Origin of the sequence: Ligilactobacillus sp., from assembly GCF_036846325.1 — a bacterium.
In the GTDB taxonomy this organism is placed as follows: domain Bacteria; phylum Bacillota; class Bacilli; order Lactobacillales; family Lactobacillaceae; genus Ligilactobacillus.
Genome location: NZ_DAIUCE010000054.1, coordinates 1 through 11,096 on the forward strand (window position 1 = coordinate 1; position 11,096 = coordinate 11,096).

The window sequence follows — 11,096 nt, forward strand, 5'->3', positions numbered from 1 at the left end:
GAGCTTGACAGGATGTTCGAAAAAGCTCAGAAGATCCAGGCGGAAAATAAGTAAGAACGTTGATTTGACAGTTTGGAGTGAATGTCATGTTTGATTTTTTAAGCAAGTACTATCCGCTGTTCATCTGCGGAACGGCGCAAACGGTAATAATATCGTTGATTGGCGTTGCAATCGGGATTCTACTTGGACTGATCGTTGTTTCAATGCGGATGTCCAAATTCAAGCTTCTTTCGTGGGTCGCACGCTGCTATGTGGCGATTGTGCGCGGGACGCCCGCAATGATTCAGGTCATGCTGATCTATTATTCGCTTTCGAAACTGATGGAACTGCCGGACATCTCAATTCTTGGTTCAAGCATTGCGCGCATCATTCCCGGGTCAATCGCCCTGGGCATAAATTCCGGTGCCTATACTGCCGAAATCTTTCGTTCCGGAATCATTTCCGTTCCGAAAGGTCAGACAGAGGCCGGATTAAGTCTTGGTCTGGACGGATTGACGACGATGACGAGCATTGTCCTGCCGCAGGCTGTCAGAAACGTGCTGCCTGCGCTGTGCAATGAATTCATTTCGCTGATCAAGGAATCTTCGGTGCTTTTTTACATCGGAGTTCAGGACTTGACGGCCCAGGCGCTCGGAGTCGGTGGAACGCTCTATGATTTCGTGCCGCCTCTGATCGTTGCCGCAGTCATCTACTTCGTCCTGACATTCCTTTTGTCGCAGGGCGTCAGTGTTCTTGAAAGGAAAATGGGCAGAAAGTACAGCAACGGAATCGTTTGATTTGGAAAGGTGTGGATAAGATGGAACCGCTGATCAATGTTGTCGGATTGAAGAAATCGTACGGGTCAAATTCGGTTTTGAAGAATATCGGATTTAAGGTCTATCCGAAGGAAAAAGTTGTTTTGATCGGGCCTTCAGGCGGCGGCAAAAGCACTTTGCTGCGCTGTCTGAACCGGCTGGAAGAGTGTGAGGGGAAAATCGAGTTTGAAGGAAAGAACATCGTCAGTGTCAGCTCGAGGGAGCTGCAGGTTCTGCGGCGCAGGATGGGGATGGTTTTCCAGCAGTTCAATTTGTTTCCGAACATGACGGTGCTTGAAAACATTACGTTTGCCCCCGTCAGGCTGAAAGTTTCAGAACCGGGGGAAGCAGAAGGCTATGCACATGAGCTTTTAAGACAGGTCGGGCTGGACGACAAGGCCGACGCTTATCCGCAGTCTCTTTCAGGCGGGCAGCAGCAGCGCGTTGCAATCGCAAGGGCGCTTGCGATGAAGCCTGAAGTCATGCTGTTTGACGAACCGACGAGTGCGCTTGATCCCGAAATGGTCGGTGACGTTCTGGACGTCATGCGCAGTCTGGCCAAAAGCGGGATGACGATGATCATCGTCACGCATGAGATGTCGTTTGCAAGGGAAGTGGCGGACAAGGTGTTGTTCATGGATCAGGGCAGAATTGCCGACGCCGGAGATGCCGACTATATTTTCTACAAGTCCGAGAACAAGCGGACGCGGGAATTTCTGTCGAAGGTCATGTAGGAATGAAGAGTATCGAGTAAAGGATGGATTGAAATGGAAAGTTTATATGAAAGGTCGCTTGAAGTTTTCCCGCCGGTTGCCGGTCGTGCGACGAAAATCGGAGCGGTTTCCGGAGAAGGGTCATGGCTGACTGACGAAAACGGAAGAAAATATCTGGACTTTGCGGCAGGGGTTGCAGTCGTCAACTGCGGACACAATCATCCCAAAGTCGTCAGGGCAGTTGAAGAACAGCTGCACGAGCTGGTTCACGGAGGACACAACGTCGTGTACTATCCAAAATATGTGGAACTTGCAGAAAAGCTCGTTGCAAGAGTTGGAAAACCAGGCGAGTACAAAGTCTATTTTTCAAACAGCGGTGCAGAAGCAAATGAGGGTGCGGTCAAATTGGCGCTCAAAACGACGGGCAGACCGGGTATAATCGCCTTTAACGGCTCGTTTCACGGGCGGACGCTGCTTTGTGCTTCGATGACGGCGTCAAGCGCATTGTATCGGGAAAATTACGAACCTGAGCTGCCGCAGGTTTATCACGCTGACTTTCCTGATGTCTGGAACACGAATCTGAAGGAAGACGAAGAAATCGACCGGTGTTTGAATTCCGTGCATAAGATTTTCACGAATCTGATTCTGCCTGAAAGAGTTGCCTGCATGGTGATTGAACCGGTTCAGGGCGAAGGCGGCTATTTGCCGGCACCGCCGCGCTTCATCAAGGAATTGCGCAAGATCTGCGACGAATATGGCATTTTGCTGATTTTTGACGAGGTCCAGTCCGGATACGGCAGAACGGGTTATCTGTTTGCTAAAGACTACTATGGCGTTCAGCCGGATATTTTTACGTCTGCCAAGGCAATTGCAAACGGGATTCCGCTCAGTGCAGTCATCGGGAAAACCGAATACATGGATAAATGGACTGCGGGAGCGCATGGCGGAACTTTTGGCGGCAATCCGCTGGCATGTGCGGCCGGGTGTGCAGTGCTTGACATCATGAATGATGATTTTCTGGATGAAGTCCGGAAGAAAGGCGCATTCATCAGGGAAAGACTTGAAAATATGAAGGAAAAGTATCCTGACTTCATTTCAAGTGTTCGCGGAATCGGCATGATGAACGGAATTGAGTTCAGAAAAGACGGCAATCCGTTGCCGGAAGTCGTTTCAAAGGTCCGGGAGCTCGCGCTTTCCAAGGGACTGATTCTGCTCAACTGCGGGACTTTCCACAACGTGATTCGCCTGATTCCGCCTTTGACCGCAACCAGGGATGAGATTGAACGGGCAATTGAGATCATTGATGAATGTCTGAAGGAAATCGAGGGGTGAAGATATGAGCTATACTGCAATCAATCCGGCAACCGGAGAAATCGTCCGTGATTTTCCGACGTCAACTGATCAGGAGGTCAGGCAGGCACTGGAAGCGGGATCTGCATTTTATGAAAGCCAAAAAGGCGTGGCAGTCGAAAAACGGGCAGAACTTCTGCTGAAACTTGCCGACGTCATGGATGAAAACGTCGAAGAACTGGCACGCGAAGCCGCTGAAAACATGGGCAAGCTTTTGCGTGAAGGCCACGGAGAAGTCGGGCTTTGCACCGGCATTCTGCGATATTACGGAACAAAGGGCATCGAATTGATGCAGCCGAAGACCTATGAATACGGAAACGGCAGAAAGGCCATGCTTTATCATCAGTCGCTTGGCATCGTCCTGAGCATTGAACCGTGGAATTTTCCCTATTCACAGGTAATCAGGGTGCTGGCACCGTGTTTTCTGCTGGGAAATGCAGTGATTCTGAAGCATGCAGGTATTGTCTGCGGGTGTGCCGATCTGCTCGAAAGACTGACGGGCAGGGCAGGATTTCCGAAAGGTGCGTTCAAGAATCTCTTTTTAACTCATGAACAGACTGCAAATATTATGGAAGATTTTCGCATTTGCGGCGTAGCGCTGACGGGATCGGAACAGGCCGGCAGGATAATTGCCGGACAAGCCGGCAGAAACCTGCTCAAGTCAACGATGGAACTTGGCGGAACAGATGTTTTTGCCGTTTTGGACGATGCTGACCTGGACAAGGCGGTCAAGGATGCCGTTCAGGCCAGACTCAGAAACTGCGGTCAGGTCTGCACGTCTGCAAAGCGGTTCATCGTCGAAGAAAGCATCTATGACAAGTTCGTTGACGGTCTGAAAACTGAATTTTCCAAGCTTGAACTGAAAAATCCGCTCGATGAAACCGCAGACCTTGGCCCGCTCAGTTCAAGGGATGCAGTGCTGACGCTGACAAATCAGATTAATGAAGCAATCAGTCATGGAGCAAAAGTCGAGCTTGAAGGCGGGGCGATTCCCGGCGGGTGCTACTTCAAGCCGATGATTCTGAGCGGAATCGAAAAGGGAAATCCTGCCTATGATGCCGAATTCTTCGGACCCGTTGCCCAGGTTTACAAGGCAAGAGACGACGCAGACGTAATCAGAATCGCCAATGATTCCAGACACGGCCTGTCCGGTGCCGTCTATTCAGAAAATGCGGAGCGTGCCGGAAAAGTGGCGCTTGCAATTGAAACAGGACAGATTTTCATCAATCAGCCTTCAAGCGCGCATCCGGAACTGCCGTTTGGCGGCATCAAGAACTCTGGATTTGGCAGGGAGATGAGCGACATCGGGTTGTTTGAGTTTGCAAACGAGAAAATCGTCGTTGACTGATTGGTTTTGAATATTTTCTTAAGAAAGCCTTAACGTTCGCAGTGATGTTAAGGTTTTTTTATGCTATGGCGTCTGATTTAAGAATTGGTTTCAGAATCTATTAAGAAATTACCTCTAGAATCGTTGTTATAAACGTTGGAAGCGTAGGAGGAACTGCGATGAAAGAAGCATTTCGAAAACTCAGAGACAATGCGTATGTTGTTTTCGTTTCAAAGACGATTTTTTACTTTTTGATTCTGCTTGCGCTTGTCTACCTGTACAACTACAGCGGAATGAGTCAGTCTCACTTTATTTACAACGAATTCTAAGGAGTGGAAAAATGGAAAACATTATCAGCAGAATCGATCGGGTCGCAACGGAAAATCCCGGTCGAATCGCCTGCGATTATCTGGGGAGAACAAATACTTACGGGGAATTGAAGGAAAAGTCAGATGCCCTGGCAGCATATCTTAAAGCTTCAAATCTGCCGGAAAAGGCTCCGCTGATCGTTTTTGGGGGACAGGATTTTCAAATGATCGCGACCTTTTTAGGAATTGTCAAATCCGGCCGGGCATACATCCCGGTCGACGTTCACTCATCTGAAGATCGCGTCAAGGTCATTGAGGAAATCGCAAGGCCTGCAGCCTGCATCGCGTTAAGCGAGCTTCCCGAAACGGGGCAGGAAGTTCCTGTAATTTCCAGGGAACGCCTGGACGAAATCATGGCTGAAGAAGGCAAGGCAGTCAGCGAAGAAGATTACGTCAAGGGAGACGATGACTTTTACATCATCTTCACTTCTGGGACGACCGGCAGACCAAAGGGCGTCCGGATTGCGCATGACGATCTGGCAAGCTTCGTTGACTGGATGGACAGGGATTTCGGGCTGGAAAAGGGGCAGACGGCCTTATCGCAGGCACCGTACTCGTTTGACCTGTCAGTGATGGATCTATATACGACTTTGACAAATGGTGGCAAACTCGAAGTCCTGCCTAAGGAAACAACTGACAATTTCAAGCAGCTTTTCTCACGCCTGCCGGAAATGAAAGTCAACACGTGGGTTTCAACGCCTTCGTTTGCCGATATCTGCCTCTTGTCAAAGGAATTTGACGAAAAACATCTTCCCGACTTGAAACGGTTCATGTTTTGCGGTGAAGAGCTGACGCATCAGACGGCTCGGAGATTAAAGGAACGTTTCCCAAGGGCTCGGGTTTTCAATACCTATGGTCCGACTGAAGCAACCGTTGCGGTTACACAGACGGAAATTACGGAGAAAGTCCTCGAGAACTATCAGCGCCTGCCAATCGGGGTCTGTAAGGAAGACGCAGAAATCATTCTGCTGGATGAAGACGGAAATGAAGTTGAGGAAGGAAAGGCCGGGGAAATCACGATTGTCGGTGCCGGCGTCTCAAAGGGCTATTTGAACAATCCCGAAAAAACGGCTCAGGCCTTCTTTGAATATGAAGGAAAACGCGCATATCGAACGGGAGATCTCGGGCGCTTTGATCAGAACGGTCAGTTGATGTACATGGGTCGTCTGGATTTCCAGGTCAAGCTTCACGGATACCGAATCGAGCTTGAAGACGTCGATCAGTGCCTGTCGCACGTAAGTCTGGTTGAACGTGCCGCAACCGTTCCGCGTTATGACGGAAATCATAAGGTGAGCCAGCTGATCGCATATGTCGTTTTGAAAAATGCAGGGCATGAGGACGACTTCAAGATGACCCAGGCAATCAAGGAAGAACTCAGGGAAACGATGATGCCTTACATGATGCCGCAGCGTTTCGTTTATGTCGAGACACTGCCGTTGACTCAAAACGGCAAGGTTGACCGCAAGTCCCTGATGAAGGAGGTTAATCGTTGATGATTAATCTGCAGCCGTATCAGAATCCAACCTACTTCGTTCTGCTGGCAGCTGCGCTTTTGCCGCTTGCCGTCGGGCTGCTTTACGGCAAGCGGTTCAAAGTCTATGAAATTATCGTTTCATTTGCCTTCCTGCTGCTGACGTTTGGCGGCGTCAAGATGAACGAGGGACTGGCCCTTTTGGGATACGTCATTTTTGAGACGCTTCTGGTCTGTGGATATCATTCGTACCGAAGGAAACGAAATTCCGGATACGTCTTTGTTCTGGCGGTTATTCTGTCAATTGCCCCGCTCCTGATTTTTAAACTGACGCCGTTTGTTACCGGCAGGCCTTCGGTTCTGGGGTTTCTCGGCATCAGCTACCTGACCTTTAAGGTCGTTGGAATGGTGATGGAAACTCGTGACGGGATGATCAGGGAATTGAAGTGGTATCACGTGCTGCACTTTCTGCTGTTCTTCCCGACGATTTCTTCAGGACCGATTGACAGGTACAGACGATTCAGAAAAGACTATGAAAAGGTTCCTTCCAGAGAAAAATATCTGGAACTTCTGGGCAAGGGCGTCTGGAACATCTTTTTGGGATTTTTCTACAAGTTCATCCTGGCTTATGTCTTCGGAACGCTGATTCTGCCCGTTGTCAGCAAATATGCGCTGGGACATGGCGGAATTTCCTGGTGGCTTGTCGCCTACATGTACGTTTACGCAATGGACCTGTTCTTTGACTTTGCGGGATACAGCCTGTTTGCGGTCGGCATCAGCTACATCATGGGCGTTGAAACGCCGGTGAACTTCAACAGGCCGTTTATATCAAGGAACATCAAGGAATTCTGGAACAGATGGCACATGTCGCTTTCATTTTGGTTCAGAGATTATATCTACATGCGTTTCGTCTTCTTCGTCATGAAGAACAAGCTGATGAAGAACCGGGTTCACATCGCATCAGTCGGATATCTGCTCCTGTTTTTGATCATGGGCTTCTGGCACGGGCTGACCTGGTATTACATCGTATACGGTTTGTACCATGCCTGCGCGATTATTCTGTGTGATGCCTGGCTCAGGTTCAAGAAGAAGCACAAAGACAAGCTTCCGCATAACAAATTTACGGAATGTCTGGCAATTTTCGTGACGTTCAACGTCGTCTGCTTCTCATTTTTGATATTCTCAGGTTTTTTGGATACGTTGTTTTTTGCTAAATAAGAAAGAGGTTTTATAAATGAAAGATACAGTTTTGGGTATTTTGGAAGATTTGACGGGTTCGGATGAAGTTTCAAGGAATCTGGACGTGAATCTGTTTGAAACGGGTCTGCTTGATTCGATGGCAACGGTTCAATTGCTGCTTGAACTTCAGGCACAGTGCGGAATTGACGTTCCCGTTTCTGAATTTGAACGCAGCGAATGGGATACGCCGAACAAAATCATTGCCAAAGTCGAGAGTATGCAATAAATGAAAAAAGAGTTGTTTAAAATCTTCGGCCCGCTGATCTGCGCATTTCTGATGCTGGGAATTTTCCTCGGACTTCCGCTCTTCAACCAGGGCAGGGTTTCAAAGGAGAAGATGCGCGAGATTTCATATTCGCAGTCGACGAATATTTTCAAGGGCAGATACGTCAAAAATCAGGCATTTTCGGGCAAGTACGTCCCGTTTTTCGGATCGTCCGAACTTTCAAGACTCGATGCGCTCCATCCTTCGATTTTAGCTGAGAAGTATCATCGAAATTATCAGCCGTTTTTGCTTGGAAATGCAGGGTCGCAGTCACTTGCGCATTTCTATTCAATGCAGCCGGTCAATTCGGCTTTGCACGGCAAGAAGGCGGTCTTCATCATTTCGCCTCAATGGTTCGTAAAGGACGGTACAAATGATGAGGCGTTCAGTTTGTATTATTCAAATCTTGAGGGCGTGAACTGGATTTTGAATTCAAGGGATTCGCGTGCAACACGCTATGCTGCAGGCAGGCTGCTTGCGATGCCGGCGGGCTCAAGCGACAAGCTGATTGAACTGGCGTTGAGGAAAAAGGAAAGGGGCAGGCCTTTGGGAAGGCCGTTGCGCTGGTATCTTGAATACCGGCGCAATGCGCTTGAAAATGAAGATCACTTGTTTTCAATGTTCAAGCTGAATGACCGGACTGAAAAAGTCGACAGGGCCATGAAGAAGCTTCCTGAAAGATACAGTGTCGGGAAACTTGACGCTGTTGCGACAAAACTGGGTGAAAGGGCAACGGGCAACAATCCGTTTGACGTTTCGAAAAAGTTCTGGGACAGGAAACTGAAGGGCAATTACAGGAAGCTCAAGGGCAGGCAGGCTGACTATGACTATACCCAGTCACCGGAATTTGCCGACTTCCAGCTGGTTTTGCAGCAGTTCAAGGACAATGACATGGACGTCATGTTCATCATTCCGCCGGTCAACAGGAAATGGATGGAATATACCGGACTTTCTCAGAAGATGCTTGACCGGTTTGACAGGAAGATCACGTATCAGCTGCAGTCGCAGGGATTCAACAACATCTGCGACATGACAGACGTCAGGGAAGAACCGTACTTCATGCAGGATACGATTCACCTTGGCTGGCGCGGATGGCTTGCGGCCGATGCCTACATCAGTCCGTTCATGGCCTCCGAATTTGAGACGCCTCATTACAGGATGAATGACATGTTCTACAGCAAGGGCTGGCAGAATCTTTCGGGCAGTGGAATTGACGATTTGAAGTAGCAAAAAGCTCTCGTTTATGCGAGGGCTTTTTGTTTGGCAATTGTGTAAAATGCAGTGTGCGAATTTAGTGATTCGGTCTATGATTTTAGTAGTATAATAAAGCTAGATTATATAAAAGGAAGTCCTCAAGATGAGCGATAAACAAGAATTAGTGCTTGCTTTGGAACGTTTTGCCAAAGCATGCCAAAATGATTACGTCAACGATACCGTCAACAAGACGGCAGTCAGTCTGAAGAAAAATGAAAATGCGGCTCAAGAAGCAAAATGGGCATATCAGCGCTTGAATCAAACGATGCTTGCGGAACATCTAAAATTGGATGACGAAGCTAAAACAGCACTCGCAACGATCAAGAAGATTGCCGAATCTGATGGTGCTTTGGGCGGATTGAATACGTTTAACGCAACGAACGTTTGGTGAAAAAATCCCTTTTATTTCTTGAATCAAATGAAATGCCGAACAAATTCGGTCGATTTTCGACTGGTTTTGTCCGGCATTTTCTTAATTTGGATGCGTGAAGTTCTTTTTGTCAAATGCAGTGTCCGCTTAATCAATGAACCAAGACGGGATTACGGGCAAAACGGCGATTTTGGGGATTTGCCTGTAAAAGCCAGGCTCCGATTACGGGCAAAATCCAGATTTGTTTCTGTATATCCAAAAAATGGGATGAAATTTGCGATTGATTGTGAATCATCCTGTCTTTTAGTTTGAGACATAGGGTTCCTTAGCATCTATTTCACATATTATATATTCTTTTAAAATAAGGTAAGGTTTCTTTATCGTGAGTAATCGAGATTATCGTCAGATCAGGTTTTTCAGTCAGAAATTTCAGTATTTTATTTCTACTTTTTGAATCGATGGCTGATAATGATTCATCGAGTATAATAACTTGCGGGTTTCTAACCATTACGCGAATTAAAGCAAGCTTTTGCTTTTGACCTCCTGATAATCCTGAACCGTTTGAGTTCACTTGAGTGTTAATACCATTTGGAAGTTCCCTAATGTCTTTGGAGAAGTCGATTAAATCACAAAGATGCTGTATTTTCTTTGAAGAATAAAAAGAATCATTGAGCCCGATTGTGATGTTATCTGAAATGGTTCCAGGAAATAGAGTCGTTTCTTGAGGAATATAAATTATCTTATGCCTGTAACTTTTTATGTTGTACTCTTCTGTACAAATTCCGTTTACGAGAATATTACCATAATCTGGAAGTATTTCGCGTGCAAGCAATTTGGCCAAAGTAGATTTGCCAGTCCCGCTTTCACCGCAAATAGCAATTTTATCCCCTTTATTTATGATCATCGTTAAGTTATCTATCGTATTATCGCCGTAGTCATAGCTGTAGCACAGATTGTTGACTTCTATTGATTCAACATTTCCTAGATATTCGTTTCCATAGTTGTCTTCTTGCTCGACAGAATATACTTCGTTTAAACGGATATTAGCTATATTGGCGGCCTGTATTTTGGTTTGCAATGATATTATTCCTTCGAGATGCGACACTAGGTATCCTAGCAAAGCATTGAAAGTCATCAGTTTTCCGATTGTCAGCGAAGTGGTATGTATCATCCTTGCACCAATCAATAGTATGATGACGTTAAAAATCAGCTGTATCAAATTTTTTAAGCAATTTTGCATGTTGACATGATTCGTGTAGTTAACATATTTTTGGATATAATTTGTGTATTTAAATTTTGCATGAGAATAGGAAAAATCTTCCAAGCAAAGCGATTTTATCGTTTCTATTCCAGTAATATTATCGATGATTGATGAGTCTACTTCTGAGTAAGATTGCATGAGATTGTAATTTTCTTTTTTGAAGTACGTTGAGAAAGCATATATCAGCAAAATATAGAGCGGAATGATACACAAAGATATGCAAAAAAGAGTGACGTTTTGATGAAATATGAAAAAAAGAATCGATATTACGATTATTGAATCCAAGCAAATAGTTACGATAGTTTCCCCCAGTACCTCTATAAGAGTATTTGCATCAGAAAATCTTGAAGTGATTTCGCCTGTTTTTCTTGTTTCAAAAAAAGACATTGGCAATTTGATTATGTACCCCCAATATTTCAAAACGATTGATTTGGAAAGTGAATTACTCAGTTTTAAAAGAAGTTTTTGTTGAAAAAACAGAGTAATTTGTTGAAATATGTAGCATATTATCAACCCTGCAGAAACAATATCAAGAAGGTTGATGTTTTGTTTTGGAATATAATAATCTATCAATTCTTGTAGAAAATATGAGCTGATAATATCGATAGCTGCGATAAATATTGCGGTGATGAAAATCTTTACAATTGTCTGGTGCTCTTCCATCAAAACTGGAATAAATGATAA

The 11,096-nt window shown here is 46.0% G+C and carries 11 protein-coding genes; 10 read left to right on the forward strand and 1 reads right to left on the reverse strand.

The genetic code is table 11. The annotated features are described in order from the left end of the window. Positions 1–86: 86 nt before the first annotated feature. The 10 genes from V7Z60_RS06280 to V7Z60_RS06325 all read left to right on the forward strand — a co-directional run bounded on the left by V7Z60_RS06280 (position 87) and on the right by V7Z60_RS06325 (position 9,172). Entirely contained in the window at positions 87–776 is a 690-nt protein-coding gene (locus tag V7Z60_RS06280; protein WP_334116994.1) for an amino acid ABC transporter permease, read from the forward strand. A gap of 20 nt (positions 777–796) precedes the next feature. Then, a complete protein-coding gene (locus tag V7Z60_RS06285) occupies positions 797–1,528 on the forward strand; it encodes an amino acid ABC transporter ATP-binding protein (RefSeq protein WP_334116995.1) in 732 nt (243 codons plus the stop codon). 33 nt (positions 1,529–1,561) lie between these two features. Next, positions 1,562–2,839, forward strand: coding sequence for an aspartate aminotransferase family protein (locus tag V7Z60_RS06290; protein WP_334116996.1), 1,278 nt, complete (start codon positions 1,562–1,564; stop codon positions 2,837–2,839). A 4-nt stretch (positions 2,840–2,843) separates the two neighbouring features. Next, positions 2,844–4,205: an aldehyde dehydrogenase family protein gene (locus V7Z60_RS06295; RefSeq protein WP_334116997.1), complete on the forward strand. Its 1,362-nt coding sequence runs from the start codon at positions 2,844–2,846 to the stop codon at positions 4,203–4,205. Positions 4,206–4,363: 158 nt separating this feature from the next. Further along, positions 4,364–4,513, forward strand: a complete 150-nt coding sequence (locus tag V7Z60_RS06300; protein ID WP_334116998.1) for a teichoic acid D-Ala incorporation-associated protein DltX — start codon at positions 4,364–4,366, stop codon at positions 4,511–4,513. 11 nt (positions 4,514–4,524) lie between these two features. Continuing rightward, positions 4,525–6,045 (forward strand): D-alanine--poly(phosphoribitol) ligase subunit DltA, encoded by a 1,521-nt coding sequence (dltA, locus tag V7Z60_RS06305; protein WP_334116999.1) that lies wholly within the window; start codon positions 4,525–4,527, stop codon positions 6,043–6,045. After that, the gene (gene dltB, locus V7Z60_RS06310) at positions 6,045–7,241 is read left to right on the forward strand and encodes a D-alanyl-lipoteichoic acid biosynthesis protein DltB (RefSeq protein ID WP_334117000.1); all 1,197 of its coding nucleotides are present in this window, start codon (positions 6,045–6,047) and stop codon (positions 7,239–7,241) included. Before dltA ends, dltB begins: the two co-directional genes overlap by 1 nt. 16 nt (positions 7,242–7,257) lie before the next feature. Next, positions 7,258–7,488: a D-alanine--poly(phosphoribitol) ligase subunit DltC gene (gene dltC / locus V7Z60_RS06315; RefSeq protein ID WP_334117001.1), complete on the forward strand. Its 231-nt coding sequence runs from the start codon at positions 7,258–7,260 to the stop codon at positions 7,486–7,488. Continuing rightward, positions 7,489–8,754: a D-alanyl-lipoteichoic acid biosynthesis protein DltD gene (gene dltD / locus V7Z60_RS06320; RefSeq protein WP_334117002.1), complete on the forward strand. Its 1,266-nt coding sequence runs from the start codon at positions 7,489–7,491 to the stop codon at positions 8,752–8,754. A 130-nt stretch (positions 8,755–8,884) separates the two neighbouring features. Continuing rightward, entirely contained in the window at positions 8,885–9,172 is a 288-nt protein-coding gene (locus V7Z60_RS06325) for a bacteriocin immunity protein (RefSeq protein WP_334117003.1), read from the forward strand. A 316-nt stretch (positions 9,173–9,488) separates the two neighbouring features. Here the strand turns inward: V7Z60_RS06325 and V7Z60_RS06330 are convergent. Further along, positions 9,489–11,096 (reverse strand): ABC transporter transmembrane domain-containing protein (locus V7Z60_RS06330; RefSeq protein WP_334117004.1); only part of this gene is annotated, 1,608 nt, incomplete at its 5' end.

What these genes read in the sequence shown, in the direction of transcription:
- V7Z60_RS06325 (WP_334117003.1), top strand. Translation starts at nt 8,885, where the DNA reads ATGAGCGATAAACAAGAATTAGTGCTTGCTTTGGAACGTTTTGCCAAA.
- V7Z60_RS06295 (WP_334116997.1), top strand. Translation starts at nt 2,844, where the DNA reads ATGAGCTATACTGCAATCAATCCGGCAACCGGAGAAATCGTCCGTGAT.
- dltA (WP_334116999.1), top strand. Translation starts at nt 4,525, where the DNA reads ATGGAAAACATTATCAGCAGAATCGATCGGGTCGCAACGGAAAATCCC.
- V7Z60_RS06290 (WP_334116996.1), top strand. Translation starts at nt 1,562, where the DNA reads ATGGAAAGTTTATATGAAAGGTCGCTTGAAGTTTTCCCGCCGGTTGCC.
- V7Z60_RS06300 (WP_334116998.1), top strand. Translation starts at nt 4,364, where the DNA reads ATGAAAGAAGCATTTCGAAAACTCAGAGACAATGCGTATGTTGTTTTC.
- V7Z60_RS06285 (WP_334116995.1), top strand. Translation starts at nt 797, where the DNA reads ATGGAACCGCTGATCAATGTTGTCGGATTGAAGAAATCGTACGGGTCA.
- dltB (WP_334117000.1), top strand. Translation starts at nt 6,045, where the DNA reads ATGATTAATCTGCAGCCGTATCAGAATCCAACCTACTTCGTTCTGCTG.
- V7Z60_RS06280 (WP_334116994.1), top strand. Translation starts at nt 87, where the DNA reads ATGTTTGATTTTTTAAGCAAGTACTATCCGCTGTTCATCTGCGGAACG.
- dltC (WP_334117001.1), top strand. Translation starts at nt 7,258, where the DNA reads ATGAAAGATACAGTTTTGGGTATTTTGGAAGATTTGACGGGTTCGGAT.
- dltD (WP_334117002.1), top strand. Translation starts at nt 7,489, where the DNA reads ATGAAAAAAGAGTTGTTTAAAATCTTCGGCCCGCTGATCTGCGCATTT.